Genomic DNA, 17,992 nt, shown 5'->3' on the forward strand with positions numbered 1-17,992 from the left:
CGGTGATCCGGTCGCGCGGGACGGAGTGGCCGTCGATCGCGCGTTGCACTGCGGCAAAATTGCGTTACCACCGTGCAAAGCCCGATGAGGCGAGAGGATACCGCATGCTCTACGATGCCTATGAATTCCAGCGTTCGATGATGGCCGGCGCCAGCAAGATGGCGAGCTTCGGCGCGGATATGCTGAACAATCCGGCAAACCCGTTCGCCTATTTGGGCGGCGGCACGGTGGTCGCATCGGCGCTTGAGGTGTTCGCACACGCGAATGCGACGCGAGGGAAGCCAGCGTTCGGGCTCGACACGACGACGATCGACGGTCGTGAGGTCGCGGTGCGCGAGGAGATCGTGCTGCGGAAGGACTTCGGGCAGCTGAAGCGCTTCGTGCGCGAGGGTGGGGAGGACGGTCCGAAGCTGCTGATCGTCGCGCCGATGTCGGGCCATTACGCGACCTTGCTGCGCGGGACGGTCGAGCGGATGCTGCCGTTCGCCGACGTCTACATCACCGACTGGCGCGACGCGCGCAGCGTGCCGCTGTCGGCAGGGCGGTTCGATCTCGACGATTACATCGATTATCTGATCGAATATCTGGAGACGATCGGCGCGAATGAGGGGCAGGGGGGCACGCACATGCTGGCCGTCTGCCAGCCCTCGGTCCCCTGCTACGCCGCCGTCGCATTGATGAGTGCGGACAAGAACCCGTGCCGTCCGAAGACGCTGACGATGATGGGCGGTCCCGTCGACACGCGCGAAGCCCCGACCGCGGTGAACACGCTGGCGACCGAGCGGCCGCATGCGTGGTTCGAGCAGAACGTGATCGCGACGGTGCCGGGCAATTATCCGGGTGCGGGGCGGAAGGTGTATCCTGGCTTCCTGCAACTCGCCGGATTCATGTCGATGAACCTGGGCAACCACATGGTCTCGCATTGGGAGATGTATAAGCATCTCGTCGAGGGCGACGGCGAGAGCGCGTCGCAGAGCCAGGATTTTTATGAGGAATACCGCTCGGTCTGCGACATGACCGCGGAATTCTATCTCCAGACGATCGACGTCGTGTTCCAAAACCATGCGCTGCCGCGTGGGATCATGACGCATCGGGGTCGGCTGGTCGATCCTGCGGCGATCACTGACATCGGCCTGCTCGCGGTCGAGGGTGAGCGCGACGATATCTCGGGGCTGGGCCAGACCAAGGCGGCGTTGACGCTGGCGACCGCGCTACCCGACGAGAAGAAGCGCTACCTCATGGCGGAGGGGGCCGGCCATTACGGCATCTTCAACGGCTCGCGCTGGCGGGAGAAGATCGCGCCGGTAGTGGAAGAGTTCATCACCGCGAACGGGTAAGAAAAAAGGGCAGCCCAGTACGGGCTGCCCAAAATCGGCTCAGGCGATCGAGTTGACCACTGCGTGGCTGCTCGACTCGTCCGAACGGATCGTGCCGCCAAACAGCATCTTGAGGCGGCCGCCGACCGAGATATCGGTTTCCCAAAGCTCGGCGCTGTCGATGTCGAAGCGCAGGAGCGTCAGGTTGGGGTCTTCCTTGCCGCCCGGAAACCATGCCTCGACCTGGTTGTTCCAGAGCTTGTCGATCTGCGTGCGGTCGTTCGACGTCGAGACGTCGCCCGCCATGCACGCGAAGAAATCATGGCCCTTGCCGACGAACTGCGCCATCGCCGCGCCACCCTTGGCGATGCGGTTGTCGCGGCCGGCGAAGAAGAACAGCGTGTTGGGCTGATCGTCGTCGATCTGCGCGGTCATCGGCTCGGAATGCTCGCCGTCATTGAGGCCGATCATCACGAACGGGCTGGCCTTCAGCTTGTCGATGAACTTCGCTGCGACTTCCTGCGGGGTATCCTTGTCGGCCATCGTCATTCTCCTATTGGCTTGGATTGCCACTGAGAACGGGCGGGGCGGAGGTTGGTTGCGCGGGGGCGGCCGGATCGGCGTATGCGATGCTGCTTGGTGAAAGCGCATGCGACGCGTCACGGTGGCGGCGGCAGCAGTTCTGCTGTCGACCAGAAAGGATCGAGAATGTCTCTCACCGATCTGTGTCTGATACTAGGCGTGCTCTTCGCCTTTGCGACCTTGGTCGTGAAGATCATCGAAGTGGCACGTCGAGGATAAGCACACGGGCGGGGTTTGGCCTGCAAGCCAAGCCCCAAACGTATTAGAGCCCCGACCGCTGCAACGGTCGAGGCTCCCAGAAAGGCGAGAATGTCCTTCGCCGAACTCTAAATATCCCTTTGCCGGATACCTTGCAAGGTCACAGCACTTCGAACAACCCGGCTGCGCCCATGCCGCCGCCGACGCACATCGTGACGACGACATACTTCGCACCGCGACGCTTGCCTTCGATCAGCGCGTGGCCGGTCGCGCGGGCGCCGGTCATGCCGTAGGGGTGGCCGATCGAGATCGCACCGCCGCTGACGTTGAGCAGTTCGTCGGGGATGCCGAGATGGTCGCGGCAATACAGGACCTGCACCGCGAACGCCTCGTTCAGCTCCCACAGGCCGATATCGTCCATCTTGAGGCCGAAGCGCTTGAGCAGCTTGGGGATCGCCACGACCGGGCCGATGCCCATTTCGTCGGGCTCGGTGCCGCCGACCGCCATGCCGACATAGCGACCGAGCGGCTGGAGACCGCGCTGCGAGGCGATCTTCTCTTCCATCAGCACCGAGGAGGACGAGCCGTCCGACAATTGCGACGCGTTGCCGGCAGTGATCGTGAAGTCGGGGCCCATCACCGGCTTGAGCGACTGGAGCCCTTCCAACGTCGTGTCGGCGCGGTTGCCCTCGTCCTTGGTGATCGTCACGTCCTTGTACGTGACTTCCTTGGTCGCCTTGTCGACGATCGCCATGTTGGCGTCGACGGGGATGATCTCGGCGTCGAAATAGCCCGCGGCCTGCGCGGCGGCGGTGCGCTGCTGCGATTGGAGCGCGTAGGCGTCCATTGCGTCGCGGCTGATGCCGTAGCGCTTGGCGACGACCTCGGCGGTCTGCAGCATCGGCATGTAGACGTCCTTGTGCATCGCGATCAGCTGGGGATCGGGCGCGACGCGCATCTGCGGGGTCTGGACGAGGCTGATGCTCTCGACGCCGCCGCCGATCGTGATGTCCATGTTGTCGGTGATGATCTGCTTGGCCGCGGTGGCGATCGCCATGAGGCCGGACGCGCACTGGCGATCGACCGACATACCCGAAACGGTGACGGGGAGACCGGCGCGCAGCAGCGAGGTGCGGGCGATGTTGCCGGCTTGGTGACCCTGCTGGAGGGCGCAGCCGAAGACTACATCGTCAACTTCGGCGCCGTCGATGCCGGCGCGCTCGACCGCGGCCTTGATCGAATGCGAGGCGAGCGTGGGGGCGGGGGTGTTGTTGAAGCCGCCGCGATAGGCGCGGCCGATGGGGGTGCGGGCGGTGGAGACGATGACGGCTGAACGCATGAGTATATCCTTATCTGCTCCCTTCCCGCTTGCGGGAGGGGTTGGGGGAGGGGGTGGCCAGAGCGGCCGGCGCAATTGCGGCTATCTCGGACCCTCCCCTGACCCCTCCCGCAAGCGGGAGGGGAATTAGTTTAGACGAAGATCTGGCTGATCCATTCGGCGATCAGGGCGGGCTTTTCCTGGCCTTCGATCTCGACCGAGAAGGCGTTGGCCTGCTGCCACTGGCCGGGTCGCTTTTCGTCGAACGAGAGCAGCTTGAAGCGGCCGCGTACCTTCGAGCCCGAGCGGACCGGCGTCAGGAAGCGGACCGAATTGCCGCCGTAATTGACGCCCATCTTCGCGCCTTCGATGGTCGGCGCATCGGGGACCTTCGACGACAGCAGCGGCATCAGCGAGAGCGTCAGGAAACCATGTGCGATCGTGCCGCCGAACGGGGTCTGCGCCGCGCGTGCGGGATCGATGTGGATGAACTGGTGGTCGCCGGTCGCATCGGCGAACTTGTCGATCATGGCTTGCGTCACCTCGACCCAGTCGGAAACCGTCTCGGTGCCGATGCGGGCCTGCATTTCGGCAGTGGTGATCGTGGCCACGGCATTCCCCTTATGGTTGGCGCTGAACGCTGGGCGTCTCTAGGCATGTCGGTAAGGCTCCTGCAAGCCTCGACCAACCTAAAAGAGGAAAAACCCGTATTCGCTCAGGCGGAAGCGCGAACCCGATGTTCTAAACTTCGTCGCGGGCCGCTTTGCGTTCGGGATAGGGCATGACCACCGATCCATCGGGTGCCGCCATCATGTTCACCTGCGTCGGGAAGGCGATCTCGATCTTCTCGTCGTTGAAGCGCTTCAGGATCGCGATGCCGACGGCCGTGCGGCCGTCGTAGAAACTCGCGTAATCCGGCCCCTTGCTGTCGAACTGGATCTCGAAATCGAGGCTCGACGCGCCGAAGCCGGTGAAGCCGGCGCGGGTGAAAATCTTGTCGTTGGCTTCGACGATCTCCTTCAGCATCGCCGGGATGCGCGAGCAGACTTCGGGGGGCGTCGAATAGGTGACGCCGATGACGAACTTCGCGCGGCGGTGGTTGCGCTGCGTGTTGTTGAGGATCTCCTTGTTGAGGAGGTTCTTGTTCGAGATCACGCGCTCCTCGCCGTCGATGCCGCGGATGCGGGTCGATTTGAGGCCGATCGCCTCGACGCTGCCCGAGGCGGTGTCGTAGCTGATCGAGTCGCCCCGGCGGAACGGGCGGTCGAAGATGATCGCGAGCGCGGCGAACAGGTCGGCGAAGATGCCCTGTGCCGCCAGGCCGATCGCGATGCCGCCGACGCCGAGACCCGCGACAAGGCCGGTGACGTTCACCCCAAGATTGTCGAGCACGACGACCAGCGCGACCGCGAACACCACGAACGTGACGAGCAGGCGGATCAGGCCCATCGCCGAGAGCAAAGCTTCGCCCGAATAATGTTCGGACTGGGTGCGGTGCTCGATCGCGCCGAGGATGATCTCGCGGACCCAGACGGCGGCCTGGAACACCGCGGCGACGGTGAAGAGGAAGTTGATCGTCGTCGCGACCTCGCCGGGGGCAGCGGAGTATCCCGCGACCAGCTTTGCGGCGAGCATGACGATGAAGAAATTGCCGGTCCGCGCGATTGCCTTGCCGACGACAATACCCCAGCCGTTAAGCGCGCGCGGGCGTTCGCAGAGCTTGCTGCCGAAGCGGCGCGCGGTGTGGAGGACGATCACGATGACCGCGCCGATCCCGAATGCGATCAGGATCTGGAGCCAATAGGCCTGGACCCAGGCGAAGCTCGCGGTGACGAAGCCCTGCGCCTGGTCGCCGACGTCGCCCGCGTCGAAGATCGGTTGCTTGGCGGCGGCAGTGGTGTTGGTCATGGAAATACTCGTCAGGCCGCTTTGGCCAGTGTCGCAACAGCGGGCGTGCCGGCTTCGAGGAAGGTGATCAGGCCACATTCCTCGCGGCTCATGTAGCGCTTGGCGCGGGGGAGGCGGAGCGCCTTGCGGAAAGTTGATTGGCCAGTTTTGACCAGCGCGATCAGTGACGGGTGGACATAGCTTTTCCGCGCGATCGCGTGGGTGTTGCCGAGCCGCGCCACGACGGGTTCGAGCATCGTCTTGAGGCTCAGGTCCCGCTCGGCGGACGCGAGTGCCTCGAACGCGGCGACGCTGGCAGCCCAGGTGCGGAAATTCTTGGCGGTGAAATCGGTGCCGGTGACATCGCGGATGTAGCAGTTCACGTCGGTCGAGGTGACCGGGTGCGCGACGCCGGCATCGTCGAGCCAGGCGAACAGGTGCTGTTCGTCGAGGTCCTGGCATTTCTTGACGAAACTGCTGAGCGAGCGGTCGGTGATCTTGAGCGTCCGCATCTTGCCGGACTTGCCTTTGTACTGGAGCTTGAGTGTCGAGCCCTTCACTTCGCCGTGGCGCTTGCGAAGCGTGGTCGCGCCGAAGCTTTCGTTCGCCTCGGCATAAGCTTCGTTACCGATGCGGATATGGCCGCCGTCGAGCAGCCGGATGACCGCGGCGACCGCGCGTTCACGGGTCAGCGAGCGTTTACGGAGATCGGCCTCGACCGCCTTGCGGATCTTGGGGAGGGCGTGGCCGAAATCGGCGCAACGTTCGTACTTGGCGGCTTCCTGTGCTTCGCGAAAACCCAGGTGATAGCGGTATTGCTTGCGCCCCTTCTCGTCCCAGCCGACCGCTTGGATATGGCCGTTGGGCTTGGGGCAGAACCAGGCGTCGCGGTAGGCGGGGGGCAGGCCGACCGCGTTCAGCCGGTCGATCTCGTCGCGGTCGGTGATGCGCTCGCCCTTGGCATCCCAATAGCCCCAGCCGTTCCGCATCTTCTTGCGGGTGATGCCGGGCTTGGAGTCGTCGGAATACACGATCTTGGTGGGCAATGCGGTGGTCCCTTGGGGGCGTCTGATTCTGACTATCTCTGCAAATGTTCGGGAAGGCGCATCGTTCCGGAACGAGGCGGGCTGCGCTTGGTTGAGGGGGCACGGGATTTCACTGGAGACATGACATGGCCGATCTTTCCCAAGCTCGCGTATTGATGCTCGCTGCCGATGGTTTCGAGACCGTCGAACTGTTCGAACCGCGCAAAGCGCTGGAGGCGGCGGGCGCGAAGGTGACGCTCGCGTCGATCAAGACCGACCCGATCCAGGGTATGAAGGGCGACATCAACAAGGCCGAGACGGCGACGCCCGACCTGACGCTCGACGAGGTCGATACCGACGATTACGATGCGCTGGTGCTGCCGGGTGGCGTCGCCAATCCCGACACGATGCGCCAGGAGGAGCGCGCCATCGAGATCATCACCGAGTTCATGGAGGACGGCAAGATCATCGCTGCGATCTGCCATGCGCCGTGGCTGCTGGCCGAGGCGGACGTGATCGACGGACGCCGCGTGACGAGCTTCCCGTCGATCCGCACGGACCTGGAGAATGCGGGGGCGGACGTGGTGGACGAGGAGGTCGTGGTCGACGGCAACCTGATCACGAGCCGCAAGCCGGACGATATCCCCGCGTTCAACAAGGCTATCATCGACGCGCTGGAAGAAGAACTGGCTGACGAACCGGTCGACTGACCTGTTCCCCTCCCGCTTGCGGGAGGGGTTAGGGGAGGGGACGGGGTTGCGGCTTTTATCGCAGCCCCTCCCCCGACCCCTCCCGCAGGCGGGAGGGGAGCCTGTTGAGCCAGCGTTGCGCGGGGCGTTCTACCAGGTGGTAGAGCGCGATCGAGGCCAGCAGTACCAGGCTGAGGTATAGCGCGATCAATATCGGCGGGACACGCGCCACATTGCTGACGAACAGCAGCTTGAACACCGCCCATAGCATGAAATGGCCGAGATACGTGGAGTAGCTGATCTCGCCAAGATAGTGGATCGCCCGGCTGGAGAGCGGATTGTGATTTGCCGCGGTTGTGAGCGCCAATACGAGTAGCAGACAAGCGAACGCAGCCGGGACCATCAGCGTTTCGGGTGCTCCAGCCACCCAGGCTGCGAGAAACGCGATGCCTGCGGTCGACGCAGCGATAACGATCGGCCTTTTCCCAGCATCACGCCACCGCAGCCAGAGCGCGCTCACGATCGTACCGGTCGCGAACTCGGTCAGGCATCGCAGCAATCCGTAGCGCGGGATATCTGTACCGAGCGTCGGCGCGGCCGTCGTGAGGTAGAGCAGCACGAGGATCGCCAGTGCGACGACCAGCAAGACCGGGCTGGCTAGCCGCCGCCAGTCGACCGTCGCAATCAGCAGCGGAAACAGCAGATAGGCGCCGAGTTCAGCGCTGATCGACCAGCTCGGATCGTTCCAGGCCAGGCGGTCCGTGAACCCCCAATTCTGCAAGAGCAGTATGTCGAGCGGGAGTCGTGCGAAGGGATAATCGACCGGGTCGGCGCGGCCGGTCGCGACGAACACCAGCGCGAGCGCCACCGCACCCGCCAGCACAACGATGTGCAGCGGCCAGATCCGCGCGATCCGCTTGCGCAGAAACGGGCCGATCCCGGCGACGCCCTGCACACGCAGGCGTTCATGCCAGGTCAGCCAGATTACGAAACCGGACAACAAGAAGAAGAAGTCGACCGCGAGATAGCCCTTGGCGATGATGGCGAGCGCCGCCTGCGGAAGCCCGGCGATCGACAGCCGGATGTGGTAGAGGACGACCAGCCAGGCAGCGAGACCGCGCGCGCCGGTCAGCGCCCGAAGCTCGGTCTTCACGCGCAGGTCTTCATAGGGGTGCCGGTCGCGATTGCGGTACGCGGCGCATCGGCCGGAACGTCTGCTCGCTGAGCTTGCGACCGAGATACGTGTCGAGGCCGATCTGCGCACCGATCAGCATGTAGATGAACGGCTGGAACGCGATCGCGATGAACGCGGCGCCCAGCAGATAGACGATATGTGCGCTCTGCAATGCGGCGGCGAGCGGTCCGGCCCAGGCGAGTTCGTCGTCGGGATCGCGGTAGCGGCGGCGCAGTACCTCCATCCGGACGATGCCGATCAGGTTGATCGCCAGCCAGAGCGCCAGCCCCGGATAGCCCTGTTCGCCGAGCATCTCGAAATAGGCGCTATGATACGCGCGCGCCTTGTCGACCTCGACTTTCGACCTGCCGGTGATCGCGCCACCCTCGGCGGTCTTCAGGTCGTAGCGGATTCGGTTGCCGAGGAAGGCGTTGAACCCGCCGCCGAACGGATGATCCTTCGCATAGTCGATCGTCCATTTCCACACCGCCAGCCGGGTCGAGGCGGACTCGTCCGCCTGATAGGTCTTGATGGTGTTCATCCGGCTGGTGAAGGTCGACGGGAGGAACGGCACGGCGGCAACCCCAAGCGCGGCAATCGCCGCCAGATACAGACCCTTGCGCTTGACCGCGCGCAACGACAGCAGCGCCAGCAGGCCAATGCACAACAGCCCGGTACGGGTCGATGTGCCGACCGGGATCAGCAGGCACGCGAAGACCAGCGCGAGGCAGAAGCCCTTCAGCCGCCAGTCGCGCTTCAAGATCGTGCCATACCCCATGAACCAGAAGATCACCGGGATGATCGCGATCGCGACGGTGCTGATCGTGCTGCCCTCGTACAGGCCGGAATTATTGTCGACCATCAGGTTCAACTGACCATAGCCGCCGCCGCCGCTGGCGATCGTCTTGATCCCGCCGACGATAATGATCGACGAGGCGGACAGGACCATGAAGACCAGCAGCGCCTCGATCCGCAACCGCGTCCGCAGCGTCAGCGGCAGGAACGCGGCGAAGATCAGCGCCTTCCACACCCAGTCCCACTTTTCTAGCGCCTCGACCGGGAAGTCGGCGGCGAGCGTGGTGGCCCAGCAATAGAGCATCAGCACGACGATCAGGATCGACCGCGCGCCGACCCGCGTATCGCGCTTGTCGTCGGCGAGCACCCAGCCGCCGACCGCGAGCGCAACCGCAATCAATGAGATCGGGATGGTGTTGAGCAGCAGGTAGGTGAGGCGCTGCGGCGAGACGATATCGATATAGACGTACACGAGCACCAGCAGGAACGGCCGCCGGAAGCCCATCCCGAAGAACGCCAGCAGGAACGCGATGAAGGCGAGATCACGCACCGGGGCGGGTCTTCGTGTCGGGCTTCTCGGGCGTATCGTGCGGGCTCGGCTCGCGATCGAGGTCGGGGCGCTTGAGCAAAAGGAACGCAGCGAGCATCATCAGCCCGTGGCTGAGGCCGAGTGCGAGATTGTCGATCATAAGGCGGCCTCCTTCCGGCAACGATGCTAGGACCGACAGCTTTAGGTCGGGTCGGTTGACGCGCCGTTAAGCGATGTGGTGGCAAGCGGATAGCACGATGCGCATTCTTCATATCCTCGATCACGGCCTTCCGTTGCAGAGCGGCTATACGTTCCGCACGCGGGCGATCCTCAAGGCGCAGGAGGGGCTAGGGTGGACCGTCGCGGCGGTGACCGGGCCGCGGCACGGCGACGCGCCGGCGTCGGTGGAGTCGGTCGACGGGCTGATTTTTCATCGCACGCCGGCGGGGCTGACGTCCGGCCCGATCGGCGAAGTCGCGGGAATCGCGGCGTTCGCCCGGCGTATCGAGGCCGCGGTCGAGGCGTTCAAGCCCGATATCCTGCACGCGCATTCCCCGGTGATCGACGCGCTCGCCGCGCTGATCGTAGCGCGTAAGCGGAAGCTGCCGCTGGTGTATGAGATCCGTGCGTTCTGGGAGGATGCGGCGGTCGGCAACGGAACGGGTACGGCGACGTCGCTGCGCTACCGGGCGACGCGCGCACTCGAGACCTGGGCGGTGCGGCGCGCGGATGCGGTGGCGGTAATCTGCGAAGGCCTGCGCGGCGACCTGGTCGCGCGCGGGATCGCGGCGGACAAGATCATCGTGTCGCCCAATGGCGTCGATCTCGACCTGTTCGGGACCGCCCCGCCGCGCGACGATGCGCTCGGCGCGGAACTGGGGCTCGATGGCGCGGACGTGGTTGGGTTCATCGGCAGCTTCTACGATTACGAGGGACTGGACGACCTGATCGCGGCGATGCCGATGCTGGTGGCGCGGCGTCCGAACGCGCGGCTGTTGATGGTCGGTGGTGGTCCGATGGAGGCGGCGTTGCGCGCGCAGGCGGCGGCGTCGCCGGTGGCGGACGCGATCCGCTTCATCGGCCGGGTTCCGCATGGCGAGGTCGAGCGCTATTACGGGCTGGTCGACATCCTCGCCTATCCGCGCAAACGGATGCGGTTGACCGACCTGGTCACGCCGCTGAAACCACTCGAGGCGATGGCGCAGGGGCGGCTGGTCGCGGCGTCGGATGTCGGCGGTCACCGCGAACTGATCCGCGCCGAGGGCAAGGCGAGCGATACCGGCACGCTGTTCGCGCCCGACGATCCCGCCGCGATCGCCGCGGCACTGGGTGCGATGTTCGACGATCGCACGGGTTGGGACGCGCGGCGAGCACAGGGCCGCGCCTTCGTGCAGGCGGAGCGTAACTGGTCGTCAAACATTCTACGTTATGCACCTGTCTATCAGCGGCTCGTTTCAGCCGCGGCACGGGAAAATTGATGGTCGCATTCCTCCGCCAACGCCTGATCCGTTTGGTCCCCGTCTACGGCGCGGTCGTCGGCGCGGTGATCGTCGCGGGCGGCGTCTTCCTGTCGCCGACCACCACCCTCGAAGGCCTGGTCTGGACCACCGGGGTTGCGTCGTTGATCCCGGCCGCCGCACCGCCGCTCGGCATGACGGCGCGCCTGTTGCTGGCCTTGGGCGGTGGCATGCTGGCCGCGGCGCTGCTGTGGTCGTCGCTGTTCCTGTTGGTAGGGCGTGGCGGTCTGCTCGTCCGGCGCCCGCGTCACCACGATGATCTGCCGGTGGTCCGTCGCGCCGATGCGCATCCCGACGCTCCGCCGCGCAAACCGATGTCGGCCGCCGATCTCGGGACGCCGATGATGGAGGTCGGCGTCGGCGCTGCCCGCAACGAGCGCGGCATTCCGGTCGATCTCGACCTTCCACTGGCGGCGTTCGATCCGACGGCGATCCTGCCGACACCGATGGCACCGGCTCGACCGGTGTCGTCGCTGATCCACATCTCGCTGAACGCGACGGAGAGCGTCGCCCTCAACAGAAGGGCGGCAGCCGGCAGCGCCGATCCCGTGGCGATGCTCGAGCCGGGGGACGTCCCTGTGGCGAAGGGGCACGCCGATACCGAACTGCCGGTGGCGGAGCCGACCGTCGTCGCGCCGGCAACGCCCCCGGCCGAGCCGACCACGCCCCCCAAGGAGGCGGCGCAACCGCAAACGATCGAGGCCTTGTTACGCCGGCTTGAGAAGGGCGCGAGCCGTCGGCGGCGGCTCGGCGCGCACTGAGGGCCGGACGTACCCGATAGGGTCGAAACCGCTTTTTCTATCTGGTAAGCTCTGATACCCAAGCTTCGAAAACATCGAGGAGGGATCATGGCGGCGACTATAGACGAGCTTGCTGACCGATCGGGCGATAGCTCGGGCGTCGTCCCGCCCTCCGAACTGGGCGCATCGCGCTATGCCTGGTATGTGCTGTCGGTCCTGTTCCTGGTCTATGTGCTGAACTTCGTCGACCGGCAGATCATCTCGATCCTGGCGGAGGACATCAAGCGCGACCTGGGGCTCAAGGACCAGGATCTCGGGTTCCTGTACGGCACTGCGTTCGGGGTGTTCTATTCGCTGTTTGGCATCCCGCTGGGGCGGCTGGCGGACAATTGGCACCGCGTCAGGCTGATGACGATCGGGCTGTCGCTCTGGTCGGTAATGACCGCGCTGTCGGGCTTTTCGAAGACCGGCGGGCATCTTGCCGCGGCGCGGATCGGCGTCGGGATCGGCGAGGCTACCGCGAGTCCGTCGGCCTATTCGATCATTTCTGATTATTTCCCGAAGCGGCTGCGGGCGACGGCGTTATCGATCTACTCCGCTGGATTGTACGTGGGCGGCGGCTGTTCGTTGTTCATTGGCGGGCTGATCGTGCAGGGCTGGAACAAGGCCTATCCCGGCGGAGGACCGCTCGGGCTGGTCGGCTGGCAGGCGGCGTTCATGGCGGTCGGCGTGCCGGGACTGTTGCTGGCGGTGTGGATCGCGACATTGAAGGAGCCGATCCGCGGGCTGGTCGAGGGTCTGCCCGAGCCGGAGAAGCATCCGGCGCCGTTCCGCGCGTTCGGGGCCGAACTGGTGACGATCGTGCCGCCGCTGACGTTGATCGGTGCGGCGATGGGTGGCGCGCGGGCGCTCGGCTATAATCTGGTTGCGCTGGCAGTCGTGGTCGCGGCGGTGTCGGGGCTGGTGGCAGCGGGTGAACCGTGGCCGCAATGGGTGGCGATCGGGATCGGCGTGTATGCGGTGTTCTCTTGGGCGTCGGCGTTGAAGCGGCGCGATCCGCCGACCTTCGCGCTGATCGTCGGCACGCCGGCGTTCCTGTGCACGGTGGTAGCCTACGGGCTGAACGCGTTCCTGAGCTATGCCGCGAGTTTCTGGGCGGCGCCCTATGCGTTGCGCGAGTTGGGCGCGACGCCGGCGTCGGCGGGGTTCATGATCGGCAGCCTCGGCGCGACTGCGGGGTTTCTCGGACTGACGATCGGCGGCGTGGTCTCCGACCGGTTGCGGCAGGGTAATCCCGCCGGGCGACTGTGGGTGGTGATCTTCGGCGCGGTCGTGCCGGTCCCGTTCCTCGTGCTCGCCTTCACCGCATTGTCGTCGACGACGTTCTATGCCGGGATCTTCCTTGCGCAGTTGACCGCGTCGTGTGCGCTGGGCGCTGCGGCGGCGACCACGCAGGATATGGTCTTGCCGCGGATGCGCGGGACGGCGACAGCGACGTTCTTTATCGGGACGACGCTGATCGGGCTGGCGCTCGGGCCGTATATGGCGGGGCGGGTGTCGACGCTGACCGGGAGCCTGTCGACGGGCATGCTGTCGTTGCTGGTCGTGACGCCGATCACGCTGGTTTGTGCGGTGGCGGCGTACCGGCTGGCGCCGAAGGCCGAGGCTACGCGGGAGGCTAGGGCTCGGGCGGCGGGGGAGGCGGTTTGACTGCTCCCGAACCCGTTCGGTCACCCTCTTCCGTTCGTGCCGAGCGAAGTCGAGGCAACTGAGCGTGGGGCATGCCCTTCGACTTCGCTCAGGGCGAACGGGGGGGGCAGGTCGGTGCGCGTCGGTGCGCGGACGGGATTTGATTCCCCCCGCCAAGGGGAGGTGTCGCCGCAGGTGACGGAAGGGGAGGGCTTCGAACAGAGGTTTACTCTGACCTCCCCCTCCGGCTGGCGACGATGCCGGCCACCTCCCCCCCCGGCGGGGGGGGATCCAGCGGTTTGAGATTCGTCGCTGCAACCTCCCTTTTCGTTCGTTCTGAATAGTCATCGGGTGGCTGCGTGAGCAGCGTATCGAGATGGCGTATCGAAGGACGGGTTGGCGCGGGACCCATGCATCGATACGCGCCCTCGATACGCTTCTACCAAGCTACTCGGTCTCTACTCACCACGAACGGAAGGAGGTGTTACCCCGCCTGGAAAACGCCGCAGGCGATCCGCCCGCCGCTGTTGCCGGCCGGGTCGGTCATCAGATCGTCCGGACCCGCATGGACGACGAACGCCGCGCCGTCCGCGTCGAGCAGCCCGGCCATCGTCGCGCCCGGAATGGTGATGCCGATCGTGCCGCGACCGTCGGTGCCGATGATCAGGTTGGGCAGGTCGCCTTCGTGCGGGCCTTGCGGGTTCATGCTGCCGTGCTTCATGCCGGTCGGGTTCCAGTGTCCGCCCGCGGTCGTGAAGTCGGGTCCGTCGCAGCGGCCGACGGTGTGGATGTGGACGCCGTGCGTGCCCGGTGGCAGCGTCTGGGCGTCGAGCGTGACGCGCAGGCCGCCGGCGACTTCGGTGGCGGTCGCGCGGCCGACGTCGATGCCGTTCGCGTTCTGCACCATCGCGGTGGCGCGCTGGCCACCGACGACGGGCGTCCCCGTCTTCACGCCCTTCTGGTCGCAGGCGCTCAGCCCAAGCGTTGCCGCGCCGAGCAGTGCCAATGTCGCAATCCGCATATCGTCTCTCCCTGTTGTGTATTGGCGAACCCTTCGACGTGTCTCAGGTTCCGCCACCGGATCCCAGCGGCCAGCGGGCCACCGGCGCGTAGGTCGCGCCGTCGTTTCCCAGATGGCTCTGATACAGGACGAGGTGGGTCAGCGGAAAGAGGGGGCTGGCAAGCCCGGCATGATCCGCCAGCCAGCCATCGACCGCCGGACCGAATCCGCTGGACCGCGGCAGTCTCGCGACCGTGATATGCGGCAGATACGCGCGGCATTCCGGTTCGAGACCCGCACGAACGCACGCCTAGTCGACCTTGCGGTGCAGCGCCGCCAGCGCGTCGTGGGGGCTTACTGCGGCCCAGAGCGTATCGGTGCGCCCGCGCTTCTCGAAACGTCCGACTCCGGCGAGCGACACGCTCGGCGCCGGCGCGGCGATCTGGCTGAGCGCGACCGCGACGTCCTCCGCCACCGGCCGCTCGACCTCGCCGATGAAGCGCAGCGTCACGTGGAGTTGCTCGTCGTCCTGCCAGCGCGCGGTGGGTACGCCCTCCATTATGTCGAGCAAGCTCTGACGGATAGCGGGCGGCGGGCGGAGGGCGACGAAAAGGCGGATCATGGATTGCGGCAGGTTAACCGCGAACCACCATGCCGATGCAACCACTCTGCTTGAAAAGCGTCCTGTAAAAGACGATATTCACCGTAACCGGCACCATGCCGGACAAAGGAGCTGATTTCACCATGGCTAATTGGTCTGACCCCCGGCCCCGCGCCGCGCCGTTCGGAACGACGGCCACGGGCCAGCGTACCGAGGCCTATGACGCTGGTCTCCGGTCGTACATGCTGTCCGTGTATAACTACATGGGCTTGGCTGTCCTGCTGACGGGCATCGTCGCGATGCTGTTCGCATGGGGCGGCGCGGAGTCGCCTGCCGCACAGGTGTTCATGACCGGCGGCATCTTGAAGTACGTCATCATGTTCTCGCCGCTCGCGATCGTGTTCGGCATGAGCTATGGCCAGAACAAGATGTCGACCGGCACGATGCAGATGCTGTTCTGGGGCTTTGCCGTCCTGATGGGCCTGTCGATGTCGACCATCTTCCTGGTCTATAGCGGCACGTCGATCGCGGGTGCGTTCTTCGCCACCGCAGCCGGTTTCGCGGGTCTCAGCCTGTACGGCTACACCACCAAGCGCGACCTGTCGGCGTTCGGGACGTTCCTGATCATCGGCGTCGTTGGCCTGCTGGTCGCGAGCCTGATCAACATGTTCCTGCAGTCGGGCATCATGCAGCTGGTTATCAGCGGCGTCGGCGTGCTGCTGTTCGCGGGCCTTACCGCCTATGACACGCAGCGTACCAAGAGCCTGTATGCGCAGGTCGCTGGCACGGACATGGTCGGCAAGGTCGTCATCATGTCGGCGCTGAGCCTGTACCTCGACTTCATCAACATGTTCATGTTCGTACTGCGTCTGTTTGGTAGCAGCCGCAATTAACTCCCGCTAAGGGTGTGACGAACGCAGGGCTCGGCGGGACACCGCCGGGCCCTTTTCTTTTGGCTTCGAGACAGGAATGGGACGCGCAATGCGGCTCTCGATCGACGTGCGTCTGGATTACGGGATCACCGGGGATGCCGATGTGCTCCTCCAGATCGAGGCGGCGGCGATGGCCGACCAGACGATCGAGTCCGAGTCCCTCACTCTGTGGTCCGACAGTCCGATCCGGGCGGTGCGCGGCGAGGACGGGATCGGCCAGCGTTGCTGGTCGCGCGGGCATGGCCGGTTCACGGCCGAGTATAAGGCCATCGTCGCCGTAAATCGCGAGCGGGTGCAGCTCGAGCTGTATCCGGCAACGCCGCCGCGAATGCTCGATGGCGAGCTGACGCCGTATCTGATGCCGAGCCGCTATTGTCCGTCGGACCGCTTCGAGGGCTTCGTCGCGCGCGAGTTCGGGGGTCTGGAAGGCGGTCCGCTGGCGGCGGCGTTGACCGAGTGGGTGTACCAGTCGCTCGACTATCGCTGTGGATCGAGCAGCGGCGAGACGACCGCGCTCGATACGTTTGCGTCGCGCTTGGGGGTGTGTCGCGATTATTCGCATCTGCTGGTGTCGCTCGCACGGGCGGGCGGGATCCCGGCGCGGTGCGTGTCGGCCTATGCGCCGGGGGTCGATCCGCCCGACTTCCATGCGGTCGCGGAGCTGTGGCTGGCAGGGGACTGGCGGCTGATCGATGCGACCAAGATGGCGACGTGCAGCGATATCGCGCGGGTCTGTGTGGGGAGAGATGCGACCGATATCGCGTTCATGACGGTGTTCGGGCAGGCATATCTGTGGGAGCAGACGGTGAAAGTGACGCCGCTCGATTGAGCGCTTCCCGGGGCCCTTCGCGGGGAAACAAAGCGCACCTCGACCGTTGGTCATCGCCAAGATTAAAAAGGGACGTCGCAATGACCGACATAGACAAGAGCGCGCTGGATAGCCTGTCCGTAGCGCCCGACCACAACGATGCCGAGGGCAAGAGCTCGGGTCGCGATCCACGCCAGGAAGCGGGCCAGGACAAGTCGATCGGCAAACGCCTGCAGAAGAACCCCGACAGCGCCGACGCGCGTCTCGACAACGGGCTCGACGAGTCGATGGACGGCAGCGATCCGATTTCGGCGACGCAGCCGGGATCTGGCAACGAGCCGGCGAAGTCGTCGGGTTATGACGAGGACGCTGAGCGGGCGCTGCGCGAAAAGCAGGCGTAACCCTCGCATCTGATCAATGAACGGGCGTCGGTCGGCAACGACCGGCGCTTTTTTGTTACCCAAACACCTCGCAAGACGATCAAATCGCTTAGTTTCGTTCGGTTCGTCGCAGCCTTGTTGCAGCGCAACAGCTTTCATGGTCGCTTGGTGTTACGGAAAGATGACGCGCGATAGGGTCGTTGTTAACCATCCGAGCGCATAGTCTGCCGGTTCCTTGACGAGAGCGGGGTGACGACATGGCTTCCAGAATGAAACCGGCACAGGGATCGATGACCCTCGCCGAGATGAAGGAATTCGCGGCTTTTCCGAGTGCTGCTCAGCGCTACATCCGACGGTCTCTGGATGTCGGGCTGGACCGTGACGATGCGACCGAGCGGTGGTCCCGCGATATCGTCGAGGCGGCAAGCATCCGTGCCCAGGCGAGACTCTACAATGCGCTGCCCGAACTTCGCGTCATGGTGCCCGACGACAGCGGTCTCGACGCGATCGAGCCATTCCTCGCGCCGCTGATGACCCTTGTCGCGTTCGATCTGGGGCAGGGGCGGTTGACCAGCTTTTCCGCGTTGCGCTTCCTGTACGAGCGGCTGATTGGGGCGGAGGTCCGGCCATGGCTACCGTCCGCCTTCTGCGCTGCCGCCGCGCTGCCGCATCTGCATCCCGAACTCCGGCGAAAATTGCTCCAGTCGATCAGCGAAGCCGCGGCGACCGCGTCGGGCTGGTCGAACCGTCAACCCGTGTTCTTTCCCTATTGGGTGGAGAAGGTCGATTCGGGCACGACGCTGGCGAACTGA

At 65.2% G+C, this 17,992-nt stretch carries 19 protein-coding genes and 1 pseudogene; 9 read left to right on the forward strand and 11 right to left on the reverse strand.

The window, feature by feature from the left end; all coding sequences use genetic code 11:
* The first annotated feature begins 104 nt into the window (after positions 1 to 104).
* A complete protein-coding gene (locus tag C8J47_RS03620; protein ID WP_121884449.1) occupies positions 105 to 1,337 on the forward strand; it encodes a polyhydroxyalkanoate depolymerase in 1,233 nt (410 codons plus the stop codon).
* Positions 1,338 to 1,376: 39 nt separating this feature from the next.
* Here the strand turns inward: C8J47_RS03620 and C8J47_RS03625 are convergent, their stop codons facing one another.
* The 5 genes from C8J47_RS03625 to C8J47_RS03645 form a co-directional block, all read right to left on the reverse strand.
* On the reverse strand, positions 1,377 to 1,859 hold the full coding sequence (locus tag C8J47_RS03625) for a pyridoxamine 5'-phosphate oxidase family protein (protein WP_121884734.1): 483 nt from the start codon (positions 1,857 to 1,859) through the stop codon (positions 1,377 to 1,379).
* A 397-nt stretch (positions 1,860 to 2,256) separates the two neighbouring features.
* Positions 2,257 to 3,435, reverse strand: a complete 1,179-nt coding sequence (locus C8J47_RS03630; protein ID WP_121884450.1) for an acetyl-CoA C-acyltransferase — start codon at positions 3,433 to 3,435, stop codon at positions 2,257 to 2,259.
* Between the two features lie 131 nt (positions 3,436 to 3,566).
* Positions 3,567 to 4,025 carry a MaoC family dehydratase gene (locus C8J47_RS03635; protein WP_121884451.1) on the reverse strand — a complete coding sequence of 153 codons (459 nt, stop codon included), beginning with the start codon at positions 4,023 to 4,025 and terminating at the stop codon, positions 3,567 to 3,569.
* Positions 4,026 to 4,155: 130 nt separating this feature from the next.
* On the reverse strand, positions 4,156 to 5,322 hold the full coding sequence (locus C8J47_RS03640; RefSeq protein ID WP_121884452.1) for a mechanosensitive ion channel family protein: 1,167 nt from the start codon (positions 5,320 to 5,322) through the stop codon (positions 4,156 to 4,158).
* 11 nt (positions 5,323 to 5,333) lie between these two features.
* Positions 5,334 to 6,290: a DNA topoisomerase IB gene (locus C8J47_RS03645; protein ID WP_060526812.1), complete on the reverse strand. Its 957-nt coding sequence runs from the start codon at positions 6,288 to 6,290 to the stop codon at positions 5,334 to 5,336.
* Positions 6,291 to 6,472: 182 nt separating this feature from the next.
* On the opposite strand from C8J47_RS03645, the gene C8J47_RS03650 reads away from it, so the two are divergent.
* Complete coding sequence (locus C8J47_RS03650) at positions 6,473 to 7,036, forward strand: type 1 glutamine amidotransferase domain-containing protein (protein ID WP_056065353.1); 564 nt, start codon at positions 6,473 to 6,475, stop codon at positions 7,034 to 7,036.
* A gap of 55 nt (positions 7,037 to 7,091) precedes the next feature.
* On the opposite strand, the gene C8J47_RS03660 is transcribed toward C8J47_RS03650, so the two are convergent.
* From C8J47_RS03660 to C8J47_RS19110, 3 genes are read right to left on the reverse strand one after another with little or no spacing between them, the layout of a single operon-like run.
* Complete coding sequence (locus C8J47_RS03660) at positions 7,092 to 8,168, reverse strand: acyltransferase (protein WP_310886115.1); 1,077 nt, start codon at positions 8,166 to 8,168, stop codon at positions 7,092 to 7,094.
* 10 nt (positions 8,169 to 8,178) lie between these two features.
* Positions 8,179 to 9,534 (reverse strand): putative O-glycosylation ligase, exosortase A system-associated, encoded by a 1,356-nt coding sequence (locus C8J47_RS03665; RefSeq protein ID WP_121884453.1) that lies wholly within the window; start codon positions 9,532 to 9,534, stop codon positions 8,179 to 8,181.
* On the reverse strand, positions 9,527 to 9,673 hold the full coding sequence (locus C8J47_RS19110; RefSeq protein WP_183129004.1) for a hypothetical protein: 147 nt from the start codon (positions 9,671 to 9,673) through the stop codon (positions 9,527 to 9,529). The genes C8J47_RS03665 and C8J47_RS19110 overlap by 8 nt, the downstream gene beginning before the upstream one ends.
* 97 nt (positions 9,674 to 9,770) lie before the next feature.
* On the opposite strand from C8J47_RS19110, the gene C8J47_RS03670 reads away from it, so the two are divergent.
* From C8J47_RS03670 to C8J47_RS03680, 3 genes are all read left to right on the forward strand, one after another.
* Positions 9,771 to 10,991, forward strand: a complete 1,221-nt coding sequence (locus C8J47_RS03670) for a TIGR04063 family PEP-CTERM/XrtA system glycosyltransferase (RefSeq protein ID WP_121884736.1) — start codon at positions 9,771 to 9,773, stop codon at positions 10,989 to 10,991.
* Positions 10,991 to 11,791, forward strand: a complete 801-nt coding sequence (locus C8J47_RS03675; RefSeq protein ID WP_121884454.1) for a hypothetical protein — start codon at positions 10,991 to 10,993, stop codon at positions 11,789 to 11,791. The genes C8J47_RS03670 and C8J47_RS03675 overlap by 1 nt, the downstream gene beginning before the upstream one ends.
* An 87-nt stretch (positions 11,792 to 11,878) precedes the next feature.
* Positions 11,879 to 13,480, forward strand: a complete 1,602-nt coding sequence (locus C8J47_RS03680) for an MFS transporter (RefSeq protein WP_121884455.1) — start codon at positions 11,879 to 11,881, stop codon at positions 13,478 to 13,480.
* 463 nt (positions 13,481 to 13,943) lie between these two features.
* On the opposite strand, the gene C8J47_RS03685 is transcribed toward C8J47_RS03680, so the two are convergent.
* From C8J47_RS03685 to thpR, 3 genes and pseudogenes are all read right to left on the reverse strand, one after another.
* Positions 13,944 to 14,480 carry a superoxide dismutase family protein gene (locus C8J47_RS03685; protein ID WP_121884456.1) on the reverse strand — a complete coding sequence of 179 codons (537 nt, stop codon included), beginning with the start codon at positions 14,478 to 14,480 and terminating at the stop codon, positions 13,944 to 13,946.
* Positions 14,481 to 14,523: 43 nt separating this feature from the next.
* Positions 14,524 to 14,754 (reverse strand): annotated as a pseudogene (locus tag C8J47_RS19770) (2'-5' RNA ligase family protein); the annotation flags it as partial.
* A gap of 15 nt (positions 14,755 to 14,769) precedes the next feature.
* Positions 14,770 to 15,081, reverse strand: a complete 312-nt coding sequence (gene thpR / locus C8J47_RS19775; protein ID WP_404969241.1) for an RNA 2',3'-cyclic phosphodiesterase — start codon at positions 15,079 to 15,081, stop codon at positions 14,770 to 14,772.
* A gap of 122 nt (positions 15,082 to 15,203) precedes the next feature.
* Here thpR and C8J47_RS03695 point away from each other — a divergent pair, with 122 nt between their 5' ends.
* The 4 genes from C8J47_RS03695 (at position 15,204) to C8J47_RS03710 (ending at position 17,992) form a co-directional block, all read left to right on the forward strand.
* Complete coding sequence (locus tag C8J47_RS03695) at positions 15,204 to 15,953, forward strand: Bax inhibitor-1/YccA family protein (RefSeq protein WP_121884457.1); 750 nt, start codon at positions 15,204 to 15,206, stop codon at positions 15,951 to 15,953.
* A gap of 88 nt (positions 15,954 to 16,041) precedes the next feature.
* Positions 16,042 to 16,821: a transglutaminase family protein gene (locus tag C8J47_RS03700; protein WP_121884458.1), complete on the forward strand. Its 780-nt coding sequence runs from the start codon at positions 16,042 to 16,044 to the stop codon at positions 16,819 to 16,821.
* Positions 16,822 to 16,901: 80 nt separating this feature from the next.
* The gene (locus C8J47_RS03705) at positions 16,902 to 17,201 is read left to right on the forward strand and encodes a hypothetical protein (RefSeq protein ID WP_121884459.1); all 300 of its coding nucleotides are present in this window, start codon (positions 16,902 to 16,904) and stop codon (positions 17,199 to 17,201) included.
* Between the two features lie 236 nt (positions 17,202 to 17,437).
* The gene (locus C8J47_RS03710) at positions 17,438 to 17,992 is read left to right on the forward strand and encodes a hypothetical protein (protein ID WP_121884460.1); all 555 of its coding nucleotides are present in this window, start codon (positions 17,438 to 17,440) and stop codon (positions 17,990 to 17,992) included.

The sequence above is a fragment of the Sphingomonas sp. PP-F2F-G114-C0414 genome, assembly GCF_003688595.1.
Lineage (GTDB): Bacteria > Pseudomonadota > Alphaproteobacteria > Sphingomonadales > Sphingomonadaceae > Sphingomonas.